This is a genomic window from Nostoc sp. FACHB-892, from assembly GCF_014698795.1.
Classification (GTDB): Bacteria; Cyanobacteriota; Cyanobacteriia; order Cyanobacteriales; family Nostocaceae; genus Nostoc.
Map to the genome: position 1 here is coordinate 111,527 of NZ_JACJTR010000009.1, position 22,485 is coordinate 134,011.

Below are 22,485 nucleotides of genomic sequence, written 5' to 3' on the forward strand. Positions count from 1 at the left end.
TGTTTGTGTAGCTGCGAATTCCATTCGCCCCGGCTATTTCTATTTCAACTGAAATTCATCAAACTTCAATACTTCCGAATCAGGCTTGCGAGTATCAAAGCGATAACTACTTATCGTACCCGTCCCCGTATCAAAGATACTGAAAACCGTAATATCATTACTAGCAATATAAGGCATCGGCTTCCCATCATCGCCAAGCAAGGGAGCAATTGTTGGCACTATCGGTTCTAACCCATTGGGATCACCAAGCTTAACATAATCCTCTTGATATCCAATTGGTACTTCTCGCTTTCTGTCACCCCAAGCAGCGCCGTAAGTATTACCCACATTAGATGTTTCCAGAAAGTGCATTCCACTCGGACTAACAAAGCGGTTCCACAAATGGGAATGCCCATAAAATACTAATTGCACATCAGCCGCTTCTAATAAAGGAACAACGTCACGGTTAATATAATCTGCGTCTTTCGGGTATTCATAACGCACTGCTTTGATATTATTCCCATCCCGTTCAATTATCTGAACTGGTTCTGTATAAGCAGGAACTATATTATCACCCAGAGTGTGGGGTGGATGATGAAACATTACAACTTTGTATTTTGCTTGTTTAAATTCAAGACTATTTAGTTCTGCCTCTAGCCAATTGTACTGCTTGCTGCCTTTAGTAATTGGCTCATAAATTAGCTGTCCATAACCCCAATTTTCAGGATTATTTAAATCCTTTTCGGCTTCTCGATATCTACCCTTACGCTTTCCATTTAAGCTAGGAGTCCGCCACATATTTGTAGCGTACAGTACCACCAAACGCACATCACCAAAGCTGATTGCATAATACCTTTTTCCACCCTCTTTACTTTTAGGTAAAGAAAAAATTTCTTCGTAGGTATTAGTATTAAAAGAATTATCTATTAAAGATTTGTCCTGATAGATTCTTTGAGCAACTGCACGGGGAATTGTATCATCAAATTCATCATTTAAACTTCCCATCCTGCCAAATCGCCCCATCACCTCATGATTACCAATGCAAGTAAACATGGGTGCGTGTTGAATTATTTTTCCACCAGTGTAGGTTGTCTTAACGTCATTGTACGTCATTTCATATTTAGCACGACCTTGTAAACCGGGAAACAACGCACCACCCTTATTATCATCAAACCATTCTGAGGCGCGATCGCTAACATTGACTAAATCACCAGCAAACCATACTCCATCAACTCGTCCAACTGTTTCTACCACTTTTTGCAGATTTGCTGCTGTCATCGGCTTTAATTGATGATCTGAAGTGAGTAAAATTTTTAATGGTGTATCTGGTTTGGGAGTAGCTGCAAGGGTAAAAACATCGCTGTTAACAGTTTCGCCATCTTCTCGCACACTGGTGACGCGATAATTTACCCGCAAATGAGTCAACCCAGTTACTTCAGCTTCATGTCGCCAGATGTCACGCTGGACGGTTTTTTGATAAACTTGCCCATCTTGGGTTTGGTTGGCAACTCTTGAGTGTTGGTCTTCACGGGTGCGACTGAGTTTGATAGTATTTGCCTTAGCAGTTAGTTTAAGATTTTCACCATAGGTTACTGTGTGATTAACACCAGCAAACTCAGTAAACCAAACTACTCGCACTGAGGTTTCAGTTGGCAACTGCAAAAATGGGTCGGTGAGCAGTTGGGGTGCTGATGTCATAATTGTTTGCCCAAATGAACGCACACTTAACAGAGTAAAGCATATAACAAGCGCAAGCATAGGCACTAAGGATATTTTATGGCTGCGTAAGCGCCTAAACGTAAATAACATATAAAATTTTTAAGAGATTTACCGACTGAATATAATCTTATTATTAGCCTTTTAGCAAACATTTTCAAAAATGGCTCAAGAGGCAAAACTCCAATGGGAAAATTGTAAAACTCTCACACAACTACAGCACCAGTTAACTGATGTCTTCAAAGAAATTACACCTGAGATGTTTGCCTCTGTGACTTTTTACGACTTTCTTCTTGAAACCTTATTTATCGCAGCTTCATAAAGAATTGGTATTACAAGCTTGAATAACTTGACAGATTATTTGTCGTTGCGCTCAAATAATCTGTCGCTTTACAAATTGGGAAGATAAAACCACTGAACTTTTAGTTAATACTTTATTGTTGGCAATACATATTCTCTGTTAAAGTTGAACCTGGTTGCGGTGAGCCAAAAACCTGTACAAAGCGATGTATACTACCGTTACTTACTAATGAATAGCCAATCCCTATTTCTGTATGGTAAGGGCTTAAAATATTTGCTCGATGATTGGGGCTGCTCATCCACCAATTTACTGCTTCAGCAGCGGTAATATTAGGATATTGTTGATAAATGTTTTCTCCATAAGAAATTGGTTGATAACCAGCTCGCATAATACGATCAATCTCTCTGGAACCATCTGAGCCAATATGGTTAAAATCTCTGTTCTCTGGTTTAATATAATAATCATTATGTTCAGCCAAATCTTTTGCATGACACGCGGCTGCAATGCTTAATATTGTTGAATGTTGCAGTGGCGGTAAACCATATTTTTGTCGTTCAACATTAGTTAATCGCAGGACTTCAAGACTTTCTTCGTTGTTCCCTGTCGACCAAGAAACGCTACTATTTTCACCAACATTAATTCCACCAAAACCACTAGTAGCGCCAAGTGGACTTTGAGCTTTCACTGAACTAATGGAAAATGAGAATACTAACACTAACGCAGATAGGGGAAGAAATGTTTTTAGCAAGGGTTTATTACTTGTAAGCATAGTATTTTAGTTGCTAGATATTACTTCGTATTTACGATTAATTTACTTCTTAAGTAAAAATAAGTTTTGAAAATTTTAATCTCTTTTGCATCTTTATCATAACTGAAATTATTTCATAGTTACAAAAGGTTAAAGTTTTCAATAAAGATTACTACTCTATAAATATAGAGTAACCTTAAAAACGCAAAAAGATATTGATACTTTTTTTAGAAAAACTTAAACGTTTTACATACGACTTATAGGAGTTACATCACCCTATATTAAGCTCATCTTTGTAAATAATTGATATAAAATATTTACAGAAGTTAAAACATAAAAATAATAGGAATAATAATCATGTTAATAAGCTGTCATACATTTAAATTGCACATTTTTTCGTGTTGGCTGTTAACTGTTGACGGTTGACAGTTAACCGTTATCGGTCAACAAACTTCATGAGAAATTGTGCAATTCAAAAGCCGAATAGCTTAGTGAAATATAATTGCGCTTTATGATTGCTCATTTAGTTCCATTTTCAGTGGGACAAGTGAGACAGTAAATACAAGTGAAGCTACAACCCTTAGAGTATAAAAGGTTAAGTGGTGTTCCACCCCCCTATCCGTGAAAATGTCTTTAATACAAGAATTTTGAATTGTTAACTATACCTTTTAGTGTATGGTAGAGGCTACCGAGGAAGATCCTGATTGAAAAGCCTGCTAATCTTTTGAAAAGACTAGCAGGCATGGCTTATCATCAATCGGAGCGGCGGGATTCGAACCCACGACCTCCACTACCCCAAAGTGGCGCGCTACCAAGCTGCGCTACGCCCCGGTCAGAATTACTATCATATAGCAAAACTATAGGATAATCAAGAGGCAAATTTAAAAAACCTTAAGCATCCCAGTAGCTTGCAGTAAATCTGGAACAGCAGAAGCATCCCATTTACCTTCTACACATCGCCCTGTATTCAAGATGAGGCGCAGACTGTAATCATGAGGATAGCCTTCCACCTCCATCCATAATAAATTGCTTTCGGCTTCACAAGCAATTTTTTCCTCTTCCATTAATTCAGTGGCGAGTTGCCTCATGGTATCTGCCAGCTGTGCTAGTAGACGGCAAAAATCATTCAACTCGGCTTCGGTTAATTCAATCGCCCAATCATCTGTACCCACTAAACCTTTAAATTCAGGTGCATCGGGGTTCCAGCCAATACGCCAGCCAAATCCGGTTTTTACAAGGCGTTCCATAATTAGTTAGAAGTAAGGAGTTATAAGTGAGTAAATAGTTATTAATTTACAACTTCTAATCCCAATTCTCTATGAAACTGTATGGCTGTTGCACAATCTCAGATTCTCGCTATGATGTGATGATTGTCATTCTATTGGGTAATCTTGACTGATCTGCTGTTTTAGAGGGATGACAATCACAAATGCCGCGCCCTGATCTGGAGAAGAAATACATTCAAGAGTGCCATGATGATTTTGGGTCACAATTTGATAACTAATTGACATGCCCATTCCTGTACCTTTACCAATTGGTTTTGTCGTAAAGAAGGGGTCGAAAATGCGTTGTTTTATTTTTTCCGGTATACCCAAACCATTGTCGGCAATTTTAATTGCAATCTGATTTTTACTAATTATTTCTGTACAAATCTGAATCACGCTAGGAGATTGTTGTATTTCCTGTTGAGTGCGTTGTTCATCCCGTTCTTCTAAGGCATCAATTGCATTAGTTAAAATATTCATGAACACTTGATTGAGCTGCCCTACATAGCACTGAACTAGAGGCAAATCTCCATATTTCTTAATAATTTTAATTCCTGAATAATCAGGTTTTGCTTTGAGGCGATGTTCTAAAATTAATAACGTACTATCAATTCCTTCATGAATATCAACTGCTTTATATTCAGCTTCATCTAGGCGAGAGAAATTTCGCAGAGAAAGGACGATTTGCCGAATGCGATCTGCTCCTACTTTCATTGAATATAGGAGCTTAGGTAAATCTGTCATTAAAAATTCTAGGTCTATAGCTGTAATTTTTGATTGAATAACAGTAACTGGATCAGGATAGTATTTTTGATAGAGCTTGATCAGGTTTAGTAAGTCTTGAATGTAATCATGAGCAGGTGCAATATTGCCATAGATGAAGTTAACTGGATTATTAATTTCGTGAGCAACACCTGCTACCAGTTGTCCCAAAGAAGACATTTTTTCACTTTGGAGCATTTGGGTTTGAGTGCGTTGTAATTCTTTCAGCCCTTCCTCTAGTTGTTGAGTTTGGTGTCTGAGCTGCATTTCTGATTGTCGCAGTGCTTCTTCAGCAATTTTGCGATCGCCTGATTCAATTACTAGTCGCACAAAGTCAGTAATTGAGCCAATGAAACTTTCTTCTTCTAATGTCCAGTTACGCTCAGTTCCCAAATGTTCACAACAAACTACACCAATCACCTGTCCTCTAGACCAAATCCTGGCATCAAGCATTGAGTTAATTCCCAATGGCGTTGTATAAGTTGCAGAAAACTCTGAAGTGCGAGGATCGGTATGAACATCAGAAACTGCAATTACTTGTTCTTCCTTTAGTGCTTTAAAATATCTAGGAAAGTCACAGACAGATAATTTAAAACCATGATTGTGGCAATTCTTCTCACGTTCATATAAATCAATACACCGAATTCCTAGACGTTCTTCTGTGTATAACCAAACGCTTACGCGTTCGACATCAAGACCTAAGCTAGCCACTTCCGTGATATATTGGATGGCAATTTGAAAATCATCATCTTGGAGTTTTTCACTTTGCACAAGTTGCTGTAGAGCCTTACTATGTCTGCAAAAGCGCTTCTCTGTTTCTTGGCGTTCATGAATTTCCTGTTTCAACTTATTTACTGTCTGATGCAGCAAAACAGTTTCTATTTTATCTTTGGAACCAATCAGCCGAATTGAACCCACTATAAATAAATTACCAACCTCATCGGAAAATAGGTTTTTCTTAGTAGAAATGACCTGAGTTTCACCTTGAGAATCTGTAATTAATTCCTCATTCTCATCAGCCAAGCCTATGGTGAATACAAGTTCATCTCTCTCCCAAAAAACATCGGCTTCTGTTTTGCAAAAGAAATTATAGTCAGACTTACCAATTAGTTCTGAACGTTCATATCCCATGAACTGACACAAGGCATCATTGACGAACACCAAACTGTGTTGCCTGTCTTTTACAAATATTGGATCTGTAATGCCGTTAAGAATACTCCACAGAAAAGCCTGAGAAGATTGTTGCGGGACAATGTCGAAAAACACCATTTTGCTTAATCCTGGAAAGTCTGACTTTCTTTTAGGCATATCATCCTAAATCAGGATGGGTAGCTCAAAAGATTGCCTAAGTCTTTCCTTAGTATGCCCAAAATGATATTTAACTACTTAAATCAAAATTTCCTTCTGCCTGGTTGTTGAGCGTAGTCGAAACACTGCCTCCTACCCTTATTCCCCGTACGATTATCATTATTATTAAGAATATTTTGAGTATTTTGAGTGGTTGACCTTCTCACGGATATTTCACTATTTCAGTAGTTCAGCCCCTCCTCGTTGGGGTAGCTGTGGGGTAGTTGATGTACTAGGACTAGGTGCGGTGTTGGGGTTAGGGGATAGGGTATTTTGGGAAGTAGGATTAAATACATTGACTAAGACTTGCACTAGGGCATCTCGCTGGCTGCGGGTGAGAAGGGTGATGGCTTTGCGATCGCCTTCTATCGGATTTTGCCGTAGTGCATCATTGCCTGGATAGGTGCTATCATACATAATTTCATTCGCACCCAGGTAATCTGCTAAAGTCAGCTTCCAATCCAAGCGATAAATTGGGGCCCGCCCTTTGGTATAAATGTGATATCTAATCAGACGATTTACTAAGGTGTTGTTTTCGGCAACTTTCCCATTTTCTTTGCTGATATACTTGTTTTCTCGTGGTAAATCTGGTAATTGCTGATACACTTGTTGCCAAACATCGCTAGGAGTGATTCTCTGAGCGTATGCAGGTTGGATATTAAATAAATTTGTCTGTATTGATTTCCCCGCCCCTGAACTCAAGGTAATTACACCCACTACCATTAAAGCAGTGAGTGTTTGCCAAGACTTGAGCAGGGGTTGAATGAACGATAAATATTTGCTCATCCTACCTTCTCTAAAGCCTTTTTCTATAGTTCGCCAATAATTTCTGGCTGAGTCAATTCATCGGACATTTCGATAATTGCCCTTAGTACTGGCTTCATCATCGCATCTTCGTTATTTTCAAAGTCTTCATAACGCCGACGTTTAGCACGATTTGCCACCTGAACCGTAATGCGGTAACGATTTGAGGCTGCACTAATTAGCTCCTCAGAACGGTGCATAATCTGAGACTGAGTTGTCTCGAACTTAGAACGCTTTAGCATAATCAGTGGTTCTTGGGGTCATTCCCCAGTGTAGCAGTACTGATAAATCTGCTGCTGTGTATTTAATCGCTAGCAACCTCTCTGTTGATAGAGGCTAAGAGCATTCTAATCAATATAAGTTACTTATAATACTACCTGACTAAAGTCACACATCCTTATGGCTGACCTTGTGGAAACTGCTATCAACGCGGGAAACTTCAATACCCTGGTGAAAGTTGCTGAAGCTGCAAATCTTATAGAAACTCTAAAAAGTCCTGGTTCTTTCACGCTATTTGCACCAACTGACGAAGCCTTTGCCAATCTGCCAGAGGGAACTTTAGATTCGCTACTACAAGATATCCCCAAGCTCAAGAAAATTGTGGCGTATCATGTCGCTAGTGGGGATGTTCGGTCTGATGATTTGGTACAGATCAATGAAGCAGAGACGTTTGAGGGGTCAATTGTAGCCATTGAATCTGCCGACGGCAAAATTAAGGTAAATAACGCCAATGTCGTCAAAACAGACATTTTGACGGACAATGGCGTGATCCACGTTATTGATGCGGTGTTGATCCCTGCAATGGTGGCAGGAAGCTAATGTATTGGGCATTGGGAAAACAGTTTATTTTGTCCCCTTTGTCCTCCTACTCACCATTCCCTACTCCCAGAATGCACCCACTGCGTGCGGGAACACTCAACCTCAACTGCTTAGTTTCTCCTTCACTATTCCACTCAACTTCAGCAGTGCCATATAACAGCTTGTTGGGTTGAGTACGCAAACTGACGACATCTACATTCCCTGTTGCCGAACTTGTGCCAGCGTTGACGGCAATTATCAATTCCTCTGTCCCTAAAGTTCGCGCAAAGATATAAATTTGTCCTTGAGCATGGAGGACTTGGTAATCACCTGTACGCAAGGCTGGGTAGGTTTGGCGTAGGGCAATTAATTGACGGTGAGTATTGAAAATTTCTCGATCCCAGTTGGCTTCTAAAGGAAAGCCACGACGTGAGTCTGGGTCTATTGCTCCAGGTAAACCAACTTCATCACCATAGTAGATGCTGGGGGCACCGGGAAAGGTGAGTAGCAGTAGAGTCGACAATTCTATGCTAGCTTTATCGCCCCCTGCAATGCTCGTTAATCGTGCTGTATCGTGACTTGCTAACAAATTGAGTTGAGTTAGCTGAATTTCCCAAGGGTAAAGTTGCAGTACTTCTTGGATTTTGGTAGCGTATTCGGCAGCAAATAAGGGTGGGTAAGGTTGATAGTCACGGCCTTGGACTTGTTCTAAGACTACGCGATCGCCTGCTGCAAAGGCAATTGTCGGTCCAGCAAAGAGATAATTCATCACGCCGTCAAATTGTGTCCCATCCAACCACTCGCTGGAATCTCCCCACACTTCGCCGACAATGTAAGCTTCAGGATTGATTGCCTTAACGCGATCGCGAAATTCCTGCCAAAATCCAGGAGTTTTTATTTCAAATGGTACATCTAATCGCCAACCGTCGATGCCGAATTTAATCCAATATTCGGCAATTTCCATAATATATTCCCGCACTTCTGGATTGTCGTGGTTAAATTCTGGCAAGGCGCGATTTCCTGCCCAACCTGCGTAGTTTGCAGGGAATTCTCCATTGTATGGTGAAAGGGGCCAGCCCTCAATTTTGAACCAATTTACCCAAGGCGAATGCGGGCCATTTTCTAAAACGTCATGGAAGAAGAAAAAACCACGGCTGGAATGGTTAAACACACCATCCAAAACAACTTTGATATTCCGTTGATGGGCTGCATCTAACAATTCTTTAAAAGCTTCGTTGCCCCCCAGCATGGGGTCAACTTGATAATAATCGTGGGTATGATAGCGATGATTGCTAGCGGATTGAAAAATTGGTGTAAAGTAAATCGCGTTTATTCCCAAATCCTGGATGTAGTCTAAACCCTCCATGATGCCCCATAAATCGCCGCCTTTATAACCCTGGAGTGTTGGCATAGCATCCCAATCTTCCCAACGGGCTTCACGCAGCAACCGTTTGCGTGGCTGTTTGCTTCTAGCAAAGCGATCTGGGAAAATTTGGTAGAAAACCGCGTGTTTCACCCAGTCTGGTGTTTGAATTTGCATGAATAACTTTTTTGTACCTTCAGAAGCGATCGTTGCAAATATTGGCTTCTTTATGGCTCTTACTTATGATAGAAAATCTATCATTTGTCAGAAGTCATTAGCAATTTAGTCTGTATCCTGATACTTTATACGCAAATGTTATCAGTCTTAACTATTTTGCTGATAAGTTCTTTTAGTATTTAATATTGATGAAATTTATATTTTTTATTTATTCCTTAACTATTCTTAATTTTATTAACTTTGTCCGTAATGATTTAGGCAGACACTGGATTAGTTTAATAGCTTCATAAAAATTCCCAATGACCCCAGTCTGGGTAATTATGAGATGCGGCTGCTTAAAGATGTCTTATGAGCCACATAAAATCACTAGAAGGGAGACATAATTCAGGTATATGAGTTATGAATTAGCAATTGTCTTAGGAATAACTTCCCGTTTCCTAAGCTTATTTGATGTATCTATTAAAAGAATAGATAACTATAGTCGCATCAAATAATCAAGACGAAAAACTACATAATCTGCGTTAATGCCAGAGCGACTTATCCTGACAGCAAATACATTAAATTTGAGGTAAAAATGAGACACGAAAAACTTTCTCCCGGACTACTTTTGGCATTTCAAGACTATGAACATGAAGGAGATCAAGCTTTAGTTACACACAAGCGATCGCTTGGCATTATTGCTCACAAAAGCCCGGTCAAGCCCACTAAGAGCGTTGTTTTTATCTACTGTGACCCTGATGCAGACTTGAGTTATCTATCACAATATAATATTGAAGTCAATCAAAACTCAGGTAGTGTGCGGACGGCTTTCTTACCGATAGAGAGTTTAGATGTTTTATCTGAAGAAGATGTTATTCAGTGGATTAAGCCATCACGCAAACTTCATTTGCGGATGGATACTGCACTGGCAGAAGCCAAACTACCGGAGTTTAAAAACCAAACCGGACTGACTGGTAAAGGAGTAATCATCGGCATTATAGACAGTGGCATTGATCCGAAACACCCCGCCTTTGCTGGACGAATTTTACACATTTGGGATCAAACACTGTCAGGACCGGGAGTGACAGAGGGCGGCTATGGGGCTGAATTTACAGGAGCGCAACTGACAATTTCTCAGGATACTAGTGGTCATGGTACTCACGTTGCTGGAATTGCCGCCGGTGCCGATGCTACCTATGGTGGTGTAGCACCAGAAGCGGAATTAGTTGTCGTCAGGTCAGATTTACAGGATGCCCACATTGCTGATGGCGTTCGTTACATTTTCCGAGTTGCTAGAGAACTGGGACGGCCAGCCGTGGTGAATCTCAGCTTGGGTGGACACGCTGATTCCCATGATGGTAGTGATTCCTTATCAAAAGTCATTAACGCCGAAACTGGCCCTGGAAGAATTGTTTGCTGTGCTGCGGGTAACGAAGGAAACGATAACATTCATGGTCAAGCGACAATACCCACTGGACGCACTCGCGGTATGCGCTTTAATGTTCCTTTGAATCAAGTAGGTATAGTTTGGTTAAACGCTTGGTATTCCAAAGACAGTGAATTGGAAGTATCGGTGCGGAGTCCTAACGGTTTTGTTACCCCCTTCCAAAAAATCATTGCTGACGGCAATCCTGCACAAGATTACCAGTTACCGGATGCACGAGTGCAGTTAGCGACACCAGCACCAGACCAAGCCAACGGCGACCATAATTTCTTTGTGCAAATACGTGGTACTGGCCCCTCACCAGTCATGGGAGGTATTTGGCAGTTGCGAGTTCGTAACACTTCTTCAACTGACACATGTTTGAATGTGTGGACACTAGATGAGAGTTCCTCAGTGTTTTTTACAGGTAAAAGTGTGAAGGATGCGGTAAAAATTGGTTCACCAGGAGCCGCCAGCAGTGCAATTACAGTTGCTGCTTATACTACGAGAACTAAGTACACAGATATTGATGGCCAAGTGCAAGAAATGGGCTTTGAATTGCATACTATTTCGGAATTCAGTAGTGAAGGGCCACTACGGAATGCTGGACAAAAGCCGGATGTAGCAGCGCCAGGAGCAATGATTGTTTCCACCCTTTCCGCTGATGCTAGTTTTGGCCGCTCATCAATGATTAATTCTAAGTTTGTGGTAATGGCTGGTACAAGTATGGCAACACCATTCGTTAGTGGGTTAGTAGCACTGCTGTTACAACGTGATCCTAAACTTGATCCGGCTGCTGTGAAAGACTTGCTACGTAAAAATAGTGCAATTCCTGGAAAACCCGCAGGCACATTTGATGAAAAATGGGGTTATGGGGTGATTAACGCTTTAAACCTGTAATTATGCTGAGAAATGCGATATATTAAACACCATACATATATCGCGTTTCTTAAAATTCTAGAGGCGATCGCTTGATGAATTCTGTAGGTTAATATACCATTTCTCAGCAGTGAAACAAAGCAAGCGTTATACTTTTTGGAAAAGGCTTATTTTAACCCTTGCTTTTAATATTTTCATAAATCAATGACCCTCAATTTTCGCTTTGCGGTAGTCAGCGACTTACACCTGGCACTTCCCCACACAATCTGGGATCATCCCAATCGGTTCCATCTAGTAGAAGTCAGTATCTCGGCATTTCAAAGTGTACTCGAACATTTAACACAACTCGATTTAGATTTCTTGTTGTTGCCAGGAGATTTAACCCAGCATGGCGAACCAGAGAACCACGCTTGGTTACAAGAATGTTTAGCCCAGCTACCTTTTCCCGTCTATGTTGTTCCTGGTAATCATGACGTTCCTGTGCTGTTAGCTGATCAGCAATCAATTGCTTTTGCGGATTTCCCCTACTATTACACCAAGTTTGGCTACGAAGATCCACAGCAGATTTACTACATTCGCCAATTATTGCCTGGAGTTAAGCTGATTGGATTGAATTCTAACTCCTTTAATGACCAGGGTGAGCAAGTAGGGTGTTTGGATGCCAAACAGCTACTTTGGTTAGAAGAGGTGCTAGCGGCATCTGGTGATGAATTAGTTTTAGTGATGGTGCATCATAATGTAGTCGAGCATTTGCCCAATCAATCTAGCCATCCACTGGCAAATCGCTATATGTTGTCGAATTCAGCAGAACTATTGCAGTTGTTGAGGCGCTATGGTGTCAAGCTAGTATTTACAGGACATTTACACGTTCAAGATATTGCCTATTCAGATGGAGTATATGATATTACCACTGGCTCTTTAGTTAGCTATCCTCATCCTTATCGGGTGCTAGAGTTTCATCGAGATCACCAAGGTAAAGAATCGTTGCAAATTCTATCCCATCGGGTAGCGTCAGTGCCTGAGTTTCCTGACTTACAAGAGTCATCACGGCAATGGATGGGCGATCGCTCTTTCCCCTTCCTAATTAAGCTACTAACTCACTCTCCATTAAACTTACCATTATCACAGGCAAAAAAATTAGCTCCTAGTTTGCGCGAGTTCTGGGCAACTATTGCCGATGGTGATGCGGTATTAGATTACCCCCACTTTCCGCTAGAAGTGAGGCGTTATATTCAGTCTTATGGTGCATTGGCGCAGCCCAACCCAGGTATGGCTACTAATGCAACTCTGACGCTGATTGATAATAACAGCACACTTTTGCTGGGTTAGGAGTGATGAGTGTCCATGTGAAGGTGACTTTTTTCTCTGGGTTAAAAGCTTGATGACTTTTTAGATAGCGATCGCTCCTACCATAATTCTCCCATTAGAAAGTCACCAAGACGCGGGCTACTCCCAACTCCCAACTACTTACCAATATCTTCATTCCAAAGTTCCGGGTTAGTTTCAATAAACTCACTCATCATTTGTTCGCAATTGTCAAGATTAAGATCAATTACTTCCACACCGTGAGATACCATAAATTCTTTAGCCCCAGGAAAAGTTTTGGATTCTCCAACGATGACTTTTTTAATACCAAATTGTACGACTGCCCCAGCGCATAGATAACACGGCATTAAAGTTGAATAGAGTGTTGTACCTCTGTAGCTGCCAACTCTCCCAGCATTCCGGAGACAATCAATTTCCGCGTGGGTGACAGGATCGCCATCTTGCACACGTTTATTGTGTCCTTTGCCGAGAATTTGACCATCCTTGACGAGAACCGAACCAATCGGAATTCCCCCTTCTTTTCTGCCTTGTTTTGCTTCTTGAATAGCAGCTTCCATAAACTCATCCATCTTAATTCTCCTTTTATGACAAAACAACTAGTATTAATGGATCACGATGGCGGTGTAGATGATTATTTAGCAACCATGCTGCTGTTGACGATGGATCATATCGAACTCCTTGGTGTCGTCGTCACACCAGCAGATTGCTACGTTCAACCGGCTGTTAGCGCCACACGTAAAATTATAGATTTGATGCGATTTTCTCATATCCCGGTTGCAGAAAGCACTGTGCGCGGTATCAATCCATTTCCTACTCTCTATCGCCGTGATTCGTTTATCGTTGACCATCTCCCCATTCTCAATCAAAGCGAAACCATTACTACGCCTCTGGTTGCCGAAACAGGTCAAGATTTCATGATCAAGGTTTTGCGGAACGCATCAGACCCCGTAACGTTGATGGTAACTGGGCCGTTGACGACGGTAGCAGTAGCTTTGGACAAAGCACCGGATATTGAAGCTAAGATTCACAAAATTGTTTGGATGGGGGGTGCGTTGAATGTTGGTGGTAATGTAGAAAAAAGTTTGGAAGCAGGACAAGATGGTTCTGCCGAATGGAATGTTTATTGGGACGCAGTTTCAGCAGCACGGGTATGGCAAACGCAAATTGAAATTATTATGTGTCCTTTGGATTTGACTAACAATGTCCCAGTTACATCGGAGTTAGTGTACAAAATGGGACGACAACGCCACTATCCCATCTCTGATTTAGCCGGACAATGTTATGCATTAGTTATCCCCCAAGATTATTATTTTTGGGATGTCTTAGCAACAGCTTATCTGGGACATCCAGAATTTTATCAATTGCGCGAATGGGAAATAGAAATTATCACCAAAGGTCTGAGTCAGGGACGCACTAAAGTAGTTCCCGGTGGTCGGAAAATCTATGCAATGGATAAGGTAGATAAAGATGCCTTTTATGATTATATTTTGCAACAATGGGCAAGATAAAAGCTAAAAATTAGGTGGCTGGCGTGGATACTGAAATTGGATTGCTATCTGCTATTTAGGTGCCGCCATTAAGTAAAGAAGTTTGTCATTAAAATGAAGATCCTGCAATTCAGGAGGTGGAGGAACAAGTGGTGGGCCTTCAATGATTACAGGAATTATTTCGGGGGAACGCAATCCATCATATCCTTGTCGTTCAAGGGCATATAACACTTCTTTAAGTACCCACGGCGATTCTTTCGCAGCAGTAGACCAAAATAGTAGGAAAAGATCGCATTCATCAATATTACGATAAAGTTCTTTCTCCCAGCGATCGCCAGGTTCTAAGTTAAGGATATCTTGAAAAATTGTAATGCCACTTACAGCAAGTCCTTGTACCCTTTTAAGAACTTCTATCCGATCTTTGGAAGAATAAGAGACGAATGCTTTTCTATAATGCATAGCAACCTCTCCTACTAGCTGAGGGTTTTTGGATGTAGAAGACCCATAAGGAATAATTGATAGCTTGAATTTTAGATGACCCAGGGGAATTGTGTTTTGACTTACAGTAACAGTTCCAATGACTGTTTTTTGAGTGATATCGGCAGGAACCGTTACTCCAAATTGAATAGAATCTGCTCTACCATTCCAAATCAACTGTTGAACCGACTCGTCCACTTCTAGTTTTGGAACGGACAAGTTAAAAGTGAGTTCACTTCCCCGTTGAATAGGGATTCCTAAACTTTTCACTCCTAACTGTTTAGCATCAGGATCAAATTGTTGAGCATACTGTTTGACAATTTTAACTTCTTCAGGAAGATGAAGAAAGACTTGGACGAGGAACATATCATCTGGAGTTATAGAAGAAGGACTGAACACACTACAATCTACTAAATCTTTGTTTATATCAGTAAATTCTAAAGATCGTTCTTGAATAGTTGGGGTTTCTTGTAGCTGCGCTTTTAACTGCTTAATAACTTCTTTTTCAACCTTGATATCACCACCACCCCTACTTAACTCATTCACTATAACAATATTCTTACTATTTGATTCTATCTTTAACTCAATGGCTTGACGACTCAAACTGTAATCCGAAAATTCAGTGTTTTGAGGCTTTTTTATATCTAACGGTGGTTGCGGTTTTCTTCTCTTCCAAGCAGATATTTCAATATAATTCTTATGGACAAACCATATATATCTGTCCTTGATAGAGCTTTTCAAGGTAATTCTATAATATTCTTCCTCTTCAACATAACAAATAGCTTCCAAGACGCTTTTGCCTCGAATGAAAAGTTTTTCATCTTCAGCTAGTTCTGCTAATTCACTTGGACGAACTTTGAGGAAAGTATCAGAAGTTACTGTAAAAATAAACATAATAATTACCCCTCAAATTATTAACAAGTTAAAAAATTTAAACCTAAGAAAATAGCCGCAACAGTTCCCGCCACAGAAATTTCACCTTGGGCAATTTTATCTACAACTGATTCTATAGAAATAAATACAACTTCAAGTTCTTCTGTAATATCTAGTTGCTGCTCTCCAAATTTGCTCACATTCTCTGCTAAAAATAAATGTATTTGATTGGTATCTTTACTCGGCTTATCGTACAAAATTCCGATTTTTCTAAATTCTTGGGGAATATAACCAGTCTCTTCGGTCAGTTCTCTAATTGCTGCTACTTCTGCACTCTCTTTTGTAGGGTCAAAATTACCTGCTGGCAGTTCTAAGAAAAATTCACCTACGGCATGTCTGTATTGCCGAACAAAAATTATCTCTTTGTTACTAGTAATAGGTAAAACCATTGCAACGTCAGGCTTAATACTGACAAAATAATCATCTATAATTTTACCATTGGGTAATTCTATTTCATCTTGCCTCACCTGACACCAAAGATGATCTAAAACCATTTTTGATTTTAAAATCTTCCATTTTTTTAAGTCGTTCATAAATAAAAATAATGTATAAAACCTTTAATTATCAACCAATGAATGTAAAAAAGTATAACAGATGCATCTGATAATCTAAACTTTGAACTTACACTGGCTTTTGCATAACATAATATGTATAAGTAGTATGCAAATAAATATAAATTCATTTACAGTAAACAAAAGGTTTCCGTTGACTATTAGTCGAGGTACAACGGCACAGACAACTAATGTATGGGTGAGAATTTCACACGATGGCATCGAAGGCTGGGGAGAAGCATCGCCATTCGGCGTAGGTAATCATCGGCAATCAACTGATACGATCAAAGATGCTTTAGAACAAGTTGTACCACTGTTACAAGCATTCAGTCCCTTACAAAGGCAGCAAATTGAACAAGTTTTAACACAAAACCAAGTTCCTTCTGCTGCTAAAGCAGCTTTAGATATAGCAATGCATGACTGGTTGGGTAAGCGCGTAGGATTACCCTTGTGGCAAATTTGGGGACTCGATTGCAATCAAATAGTACCGACTTCAGTCACAATTGGGATTAATTCGCCTGAAGCAGCCAGGGCTAGGGCGCGAGACTGGTTACAATTTACTGATGTCCGGCTTTTCAAGGTTAAGTTAGGTAGTCCAAATGGCATAGATGCAGATAAAAAAATGCTATTGGCAGTGCGAGAAGAAGCACCTGAACTAGAATTTTTTGTTGATGCCAACGGGGGTTGGAGTTTAGAAGATGCGATCGCAATGTGCAATTGGCTAGCTGAATTGGGTATAAAATATGTAGAACAGCCATTGCCACGGGGGCAGGAACCAAGTTTAGCAAAACTCAAAGAACACTCTCCTTTGCCCATCTTTGTCGATGAAAGTTGTTTCACAAGCTCCGATATTCCCCATTTGGCAAACTACGTGGATGGTATTAATATCAAACTGATGAAATCAGGGGGACTAACCGAGGCAATGCGAATGGTACATACAGCGCGAGCATATCGGTTGCAAGTAATGTTCGGTTGCTACTCTGACAGTTCGCTAGCTAATACAGCAGCATTACAGCTAGCACCACTAGCTGATTATTTAGATTTAGACAGTCACCTGAATTTAATCGATGATCCTTTTACGGGTGCATTGCTAAAAGAAGGGAGAGTTTTGCCAAACGATTTACCAGGATTGGGAGTACAACACAGTGCGTCTGCCACTTAATCAACGAATAGCTATCTTGCTTCATGAGGGAACTACTGGAACTCAGGGCAAAACAGGTCTAGCAATTTTACGCTATAGTGAAGCCCCAATCGTAACCGTAATAGATCGCGAGTGTGCTGGCAAATCCCTACTAGAATTAACAGGTATCAAGCGAGATGTGCCGATTGTGGCATCGTTAGCCGCAGCCCTGGAGTACAAGCCGGAAGTTTTGGTAATAGGCATTGCTCCAGGAGGTGGTGCTGTACCAGATGATTACTGGGTGGAAATCAAAGGCGCTTTAGAAGCTGGAATGTCGTTGGTAAATGGTTTGCATACACCAATGGCAAACATACCAGAGTTAAATACACTGCTCAAACCAGGGCAACTAATTTGGGATGTACGAAAAGAGCCGCCTAATATAAGCGTTGCTAGTGGCATGGCACGCACCCTTCCCTGTCGGCGGGTTTTGACTGTGGGAACGGATATGGCGATTGGTAAAATGTCAACTAGTTTAGAGTTACATTGGGCATCAAAACTACGGGGCTGGCGTTCTAAATTCCTCGCCACAGGTCAAACTGGGGTGATGTTAAAAGGTGATGGCGTGGCTTTAGATGCCGTGCGGGTAGACTTTGCTGCTGGTGCTGTGGAACAAATAGTTATGCGTTATGGCAAAAACTATGACATCCTGCACATTGAAGGACAAGGTTCACTACTACATCCTGGTTCAACGGCAACCCTACCCTTAATTCGTGGTTCACAACCAACTCAACTGGTGTTAGTCCATCGGGCGGGACAAGTTCATGTCCGCAATCATCCCCATGTAGTAATTCCACCTTTACCAGAGGTAATTCGGCTTTATGAAACCGTTGCTAGTGCTGGTGGCGCTTTTGGAACTGTTACTGTAGCAGGTATAGCCCTTAACACAGCCCATCTAGATGAGTCTGCGGCCGAGGAAAGCATCGCTCAAACAATAGCAGAAACTGGGCTACCTTGCACTGATGTAGTCCGCTTTGATGCCAATGTGCTATTGGATGCGGTGATGAAGGATTAGATGTAGATTTTACTTTATCCAAAAACCATTGCAATATTACAAACGCTAAATGCGATTACTAGTAGAGACGCAAAATCGTTACGCTAACGTGTCTCTACCCTTTTATTTTGCGATTTAAAAAACTGCTTAATTTATAGTGCTTTCGGCGGCTGGAGCAGCTTCGCCTAAATCCCCTATGCCTGATAAGTAACTTTTATTAAAATAATCAGCCTTTTTTTGTCAAGTCCTCTTGACACTTTGTAACAATATTGTTAAATTTAGTTACATAAGTAAATAAAAAAAGAAAAAACTATGTACACTACTGTAAATGAAAACGGTATTATCAATAATTACGCAACTGAACCCAAGGTTTACTACGCCGAGTACCCGGCAATTTGGGAACAACGTAAATACGTTTTACAAGGACTTTTTGCGACTTTAATTGTCACAACTTTAGTTTTGGTTGGTTTTAGCGTTAGCTAAAATTTTTCCATTTCCGTATCGCTGTATCTCATTGTCATTCTCAATTCTCTCTTACCTCGGTTAGTTGTTTCTCCGAGGTTTTTTATGTTTTAGACCTGTGAGTTAGCTTTGTTCCCCGTAGGCATCGCACCTCAAACGGCGACGTTGTAATATAACTGCGATCGCTCATAAAATAAAGACAAATCAATAAAAAGGGGTGTTTATGACAACCCAACTCGGTGAAACCAAATCTTCAACAAAACTTATAATATCTTGGGAAGCGTTGCCCGCAGATTTTCAGTTAGAGGATGAACCAGTGGAAAATACAGGTCAGCCACTATTAGCTGGTGCTTTGCGCGAAAGCCTTGAGATAAGTGCTTATTTGCAATCTCAAGGTATCGAGCCAAATAATTTGCCTTAGTATATATGCTTGCTTAAGTAAAAAGGTGCTAAGTGTAATCGCTTAATCTATATTTTGCTAGTTTCTTGCAAATGTAACAAAAAACACTTTTCTATATAAATACACCCCAGTATGAAGCAAATTATGAAAGAGTGGGTTATTAAGCAGAAACTCAAGTATATCTAAAAAGCTACTTCCCGAGAAAAAAGCAATAAAAGAAAAAAATAACGTTTTTGATGAATCAAAACAGAGAATTATTCGTCACTTAAACTATCAATTCCCCACCTAGTTTTTACTGGAGGATGATTTATGTCATCACAACTGTTTCGATTGATAGCTTTAGGCAGTCTCGGCTTATCTTTGTGTTTGGGCAATTCTGTAGCAATGGCGCAATATGACTCTACTGGCGATGGCGTTGTCGTACCAACAGTACCATCAGGTGGGTCATCAGTACCAATAGATACATCAACAGGTATACCACCTTCACCCTCGACTGACGGGACAACTCGGTTTACCTGTCAAACTTATAATGGTCAGTATACCGTTATGTATCAGCCACAAAGTCAACCAGGGCAATTCTTTCCTTGGGCTGCGCCTGCGACTTTAGGCGGTGGTTGGGATACACAAAGACGTTGTGCAACAATTGCTAGTCGCTTAGAACTTTATCGCCCAGATGGTTTATTAGAACTCCAGACATCTGTAGAAAATAACGAAAATATTGTCTGCGTTACAACAGAAGCTGACCCAAGCTGTAGAATTGTGCTGACAGTACCGCGTGGGAAAGATCCTGTTGTTATCCGCAATAGCATTTTTCAAAACTTGACTACTGCTGACAGTGGACAACAAACTATAGCTGTTAACACTTATGGCAATCGCAGTAGTGGGGGGAATGAATTATATAATTTAGGACGCACGCTTCTGGGTAGTGGTAAGAATCGGATTAGTTCATCTAGAGGTGGGATTAATCTGAAACCGTTCCTCGATCGCAAAGATGGCGGTACTGCGAACAACCTCCGCAATGGAGTGACAATTCGTGGTCAGTCTCAACCTAATGGCGCTCGTCTAAATCCTGGTTATTTCCGCTGATTAATAGGTAATTATCACAGGTAATTAGAGAGTGGGGAAATCCAAGTATTGCTTCAATTTCATTTCGAGATAAAAAACTGGAAATAAGATGCATGGAATGTCCTCCAGAACAATACTTGAGCGCAATTTATTTCCCCACCTACTCAATAACTTTTGATAGTAATACCTATTGTTTAGAGATAAAACGATCTTTTTTTAAGCCCTTTGCATCTTTTAAGATGGTATTGCTTAGTTCAGTATCTCTCAAGTCAGCCCCAGTTAAGTCTGCATTACTTAGGTTAGCATTTGTTAGTTTGGCATTTGTTAGTTTAGTATCTCTCAAGTCGGCATTAGTTAAGTCAGTGCTAGTTAAGTCAGCATTACTTAAGTTGGCATTACGTAGATTTGCATTACTTAAGTTGGCATCACTTAAATTTGCATCATTTAGGTCTGCATCACTTAGGTCTGCTTGACTTAAGAGAACACGACTTAGTTGAGTACCGCTTAGTTTAGCACCTTTCAAGCTAGCAGAGCTTAAGTCTAATTCAATATATTCCCAGTTCCTTATAAGTTCTGCATCGATTAGAAATCTTATAACACTACCTTTCCGTTCTCCATCGTTGTCAAGGCTACGCAGTATAGTCAGCGTTCTTGTGCGTATTAAATCTTTTATTAGTTCTAGTAAAGAATCATTAGGTTCTAGGCTATTTGCTTTGTTATTAACTAATAAATCTGACACACGATCTAGGTAACTTTGTAGTGCTTCTTCACGTAAATTTATGTCTGCTATTTCTTTATCTTTTTGCTGTAGTTGATTACCTAGATACAAAAGCAGAAATGGAACTGCTAATGCACTAACTAGTTCTAAAAAATCCCAAAGTGTTTTTCCCGACTGAATTTCATCAGTGAAAATAACCTTTTCAATGGAACCCTTTTCTCCACCTTTTCTTTCTATACTCTTTCTTTTGATTGTGTCTTCTCCAATTCCAGTCCAGTCAGCCCATGTCCATGTCCAACTTTTGTTTTCTAAAGCTGGAGGGATTAAAAATATTCCAGCAGTAATTACAGAGCCTAATGCAAATCCTAGAATTACTAAACGCAAATGACTAAACAAAGATGTTTCTCCCTTTGTACTGCAACTTCACTTTAAAGATACATATAGCAATCCTATTTAATTTGGATATTTGGGGAAAGAGAATAGAGAACTCTTAACAAAGAATCAGGAACATAAATATATACTGACGTTTTTCACGAATTAACTAGGATTGCTATAAGCACCATTCAAAATGTTAACTAAATTTATGTAGAATTCAAGATTCTAATTTATTAGTGATTGTTCCGAACCGCCTATTTTTAAAAGGTTATTTGCTCCATTAAGAAACATTCTTGAACCTAACCAAATGCTCCTAGTATAAAAAATTGAACTGGAGTTATAATACTTCAGTCCATCTTCACAAACTAAGCCAGTACCACTTGCAATTTGCAAAGCTTCATTTAAATACTCCTGAAATCTTTCTTTGATTTGTTGATAATCAAAATTATTCCGAGCGTATGTACGACCGAATTCACTCCTAAATGCGATTATATTGCGATAAAGGTCTTGTATCGATCGCAGCTTTATTGGAACTTGGTTTTGGATAAAACTTTCGCAGCTTACTACGCAGCACTGGTCAAATCTATTTAGCCAATTTTTTTCCTGGTCAAATGTAGTATAAGATTGACCATTTCTCAGATCATTGTTAATCTGTTTAACCATTTGATCTTTATCCATGTAGTTTCTGAGATTGATGTATTTCCTCAGTGTATCTGAACATTTATCAGTCAAAGTGAATAGTTCACCAACATCTCTATATGTAATTTTATTTATATCCTGATTATTCTCATTGAACTTTCTAGCAATTCTTGTTACTGAACGCAAATGATTTTGTGCATTACCTAAATGATTGCTGCGGTCATTTTCGAGTGTAAATTTTGATGGCTCTCTATACTTTTCTTTGCTCATATTATTCACCAACGCCCTGGTTAAGTTATAGCATCAGTCCCAAAATGTCAAAAATCTGGTTTCTTTAGGC

The 22,485-nt window shown here is 40.0% G+C and carries 22 protein-coding genes and 1 tRNA gene; 10 read left to right on the top strand and 13 right to left on the bottom strand.

Annotated elements, in window-relative coordinates:
* Positions 1-39: 39 nt before the first annotated feature.
* Positions 40-1,677 carry a fibronectin type III domain-containing protein gene (locus tag H6G96_RS14615; RefSeq protein ID WP_242063286.1) on the bottom strand — a complete coding sequence of 546 codons (1,638 nt, stop codon included), beginning with the start codon at positions 1,675-1,677 and terminating at the stop codon, positions 40-42.
* 181 nt (positions 1,678-1,858) lie between these two features.
* Between H6G96_RS14615 and H6G96_RS14620 the strand changes: the two genes are divergently transcribed.
* The gene (locus H6G96_RS14620; RefSeq protein ID WP_190912135.1) at positions 1,859-2,017 is read left to right on the top strand and encodes a hypothetical protein; all 159 of its coding nucleotides are present in this window, start codon (positions 1,859-1,861) and stop codon (positions 2,015-2,017) included.
* A 112-nt stretch (positions 2,018-2,129) separates the two neighbouring features.
* On the opposite strand, the gene H6G96_RS14625 is transcribed toward H6G96_RS14620, so the two are convergent.
* From H6G96_RS14625 to H6G96_RS14650, 6 genes are all read right to left on the bottom strand, one after another.
* Positions 2,130-2,765, bottom strand: coding sequence for a CAP domain-containing protein (locus tag H6G96_RS14625; protein WP_190912136.1), 636 nt, complete (start codon positions 2,763-2,765; stop codon positions 2,130-2,132).
* Positions 2,766-3,501: 736 nt separating this feature from the next.
* A tRNA-Pro gene (locus H6G96_RS14630) sits at positions 3,502-3,575 on the bottom strand.
* Positions 3,576-3,625: 50 nt separating this feature from the next.
* Entirely contained in the window at positions 3,626-3,991 is a 366-nt protein-coding gene (locus tag H6G96_RS14635; RefSeq protein ID WP_190912137.1) for a DUF1818 family protein, read from the bottom strand.
* 126 nt (positions 3,992-4,117) lie between these two features.
* Positions 4,118-6,040, bottom strand: a complete 1,923-nt coding sequence (locus tag H6G96_RS14640) for an ATP-binding protein (protein ID WP_190912138.1) — start codon at positions 6,038-6,040, stop codon at positions 4,118-4,120.
* Between the two features lie 255 nt (positions 6,041-6,295).
* Positions 6,296-6,904: a hypothetical protein gene (locus H6G96_RS14645; protein ID WP_190912139.1), complete on the bottom strand. Its 609-nt coding sequence runs from the start codon at positions 6,902-6,904 to the stop codon at positions 6,296-6,298.
* Between the two features lie 23 nt (positions 6,905-6,927).
* Entirely contained in the window at positions 6,928-7,164 is a 237-nt protein-coding gene (locus H6G96_RS14650; RefSeq protein WP_100900204.1) for a DNA-directed RNA polymerase subunit omega, read from the bottom strand.
* 157 nt (positions 7,165-7,321) lie between these two features.
* Between H6G96_RS14650 and H6G96_RS14655 the strand changes: the two genes are divergently transcribed.
* Positions 7,322-7,741, top strand: a complete 420-nt coding sequence (locus H6G96_RS14655; protein ID WP_190912140.1) for a fasciclin domain-containing protein — start codon at positions 7,322-7,324, stop codon at positions 7,739-7,741.
* A gap of 46 nt (positions 7,742-7,787) precedes the next feature.
* Here H6G96_RS14655 and H6G96_RS14660 read toward each other — a convergent pair whose 3' ends face one another.
* Positions 7,788-9,260, bottom strand: coding sequence for a glycoside hydrolase family 13 protein (locus H6G96_RS14660; RefSeq protein WP_190912141.1), 1,473 nt, complete (start codon positions 9,258-9,260; stop codon positions 7,788-7,790).
* 574 nt (positions 9,261-9,834) lie between these two features.
* Between H6G96_RS14660 and H6G96_RS14665 the strand changes: the two genes are divergently transcribed.
* Positions 9,835-11,562, top strand: coding sequence for a S8 family peptidase (locus H6G96_RS14665; protein WP_190912142.1), 1,728 nt, complete (start codon positions 9,835-9,837; stop codon positions 11,560-11,562).
* Between the two features lie 183 nt (positions 11,563-11,745).
* Entirely contained in the window at positions 11,746-12,870 is a 1,125-nt protein-coding gene (locus H6G96_RS14670; protein WP_190912143.1) for a metallophosphoesterase, read from the top strand.
* A gap of 134 nt (positions 12,871-13,004) precedes the next feature.
* Here the strand turns inward: H6G96_RS14670 and H6G96_RS14675 are convergent, their stop codons facing one another.
* On the bottom strand, positions 13,005-13,436 hold the full coding sequence (locus tag H6G96_RS14675; RefSeq protein ID WP_190912144.1) for a nucleoside deaminase: 432 nt from the start codon (positions 13,434-13,436) through the stop codon (positions 13,005-13,007).
* Between the two features lie 15 nt (positions 13,437-13,451).
* Between H6G96_RS14675 and H6G96_RS14680 the strand changes: the two genes are divergently transcribed.
* Positions 13,452-14,375, top strand: coding sequence for a nucleoside hydrolase (locus tag H6G96_RS14680; protein WP_190912145.1), 924 nt, complete (start codon positions 13,452-13,454; stop codon positions 14,373-14,375).
* A gap of 51 nt (positions 14,376-14,426) precedes the next feature.
* On the opposite strand, the gene H6G96_RS14685 is transcribed toward H6G96_RS14680, so the two are convergent.
* Both H6G96_RS14685 and H6G96_RS14690 read right to left on the bottom strand, forming a co-directional pair.
* Positions 14,427-15,725, bottom strand: a complete 1,299-nt coding sequence (locus H6G96_RS14685) for a toll/interleukin-1 receptor domain-containing protein (RefSeq protein ID WP_190912146.1) — start codon at positions 15,723-15,725, stop codon at positions 14,427-14,429.
* A 20-nt stretch (positions 15,726-15,745) separates the two neighbouring features.
* Entirely contained in the window at positions 15,746-16,297 is a 552-nt protein-coding gene (locus H6G96_RS14690; protein WP_190912147.1) for an NUDIX hydrolase, read from the bottom strand.
* A gap of 127 nt (positions 16,298-16,424) precedes the next feature.
* Between H6G96_RS14690 and H6G96_RS14695 the strand changes: the two genes are divergently transcribed.
* The 5 genes from H6G96_RS14695 (at position 16,425) to H6G96_RS14715 (ending at position 20,434) form a co-directional block, all read left to right on the top strand.
* The gene (locus tag H6G96_RS14695) at positions 16,425-17,477 is read left to right on the top strand and encodes a dipeptide epimerase (protein WP_190912148.1); all 1,053 of its coding nucleotides are present in this window, start codon (positions 16,425-16,427) and stop codon (positions 17,475-17,477) included.
* Positions 17,461-18,507 carry a DUF1611 domain-containing protein gene (locus tag H6G96_RS14700; protein WP_190912149.1) on the top strand — a complete coding sequence of 349 codons (1,047 nt, stop codon included), beginning with the start codon at positions 17,461-17,463 and terminating at the stop codon, positions 18,505-18,507. Before H6G96_RS14695 ends, H6G96_RS14700 begins: the two co-directional genes overlap by 17 nt.
* 291 nt (positions 18,508-18,798) lie before the next feature.
* Positions 18,799-18,969 carry a ssl1498 family light-harvesting-like protein gene (locus H6G96_RS14705; RefSeq protein ID WP_190912150.1) on the top strand — a complete coding sequence of 57 codons (171 nt, stop codon included), beginning with the start codon at positions 18,799-18,801 and terminating at the stop codon, positions 18,967-18,969.
* A gap of 202 nt (positions 18,970-19,171) precedes the next feature.
* The gene (locus H6G96_RS14710; protein ID WP_190912251.1) at positions 19,172-19,369 is read left to right on the top strand and encodes a hypothetical protein; all 198 of its coding nucleotides are present in this window, start codon (positions 19,172-19,174) and stop codon (positions 19,367-19,369) included.
* 288 nt (positions 19,370-19,657) lie between these two features.
* A complete protein-coding gene (locus tag H6G96_RS14715) occupies positions 19,658-20,434 on the top strand; it encodes a COP23 domain-containing protein (protein ID WP_190912151.1) in 777 nt (258 codons plus the stop codon).
* Positions 20,435-20,600: 166 nt separating this feature from the next.
* Here the strand turns inward: H6G96_RS14715 and H6G96_RS14720 are convergent, their stop codons facing one another.
* Both H6G96_RS14720 and H6G96_RS14725 read right to left on the bottom strand, forming a co-directional pair.
* Entirely contained in the window at positions 20,601-21,527 is a 927-nt protein-coding gene (locus H6G96_RS14720) for a pentapeptide repeat-containing protein (RefSeq protein ID WP_190912152.1), read from the bottom strand.
* A gap of 204 nt (positions 21,528-21,731) precedes the next feature.
* Positions 21,732-22,415 carry a hypothetical protein gene (locus H6G96_RS14725; protein WP_190912153.1) on the bottom strand — a complete coding sequence of 228 codons (684 nt, stop codon included), beginning with the start codon at positions 22,413-22,415 and terminating at the stop codon, positions 21,732-21,734.
* Between the last annotated feature and the right edge of the window lie 70 nt (positions 22,416-22,485).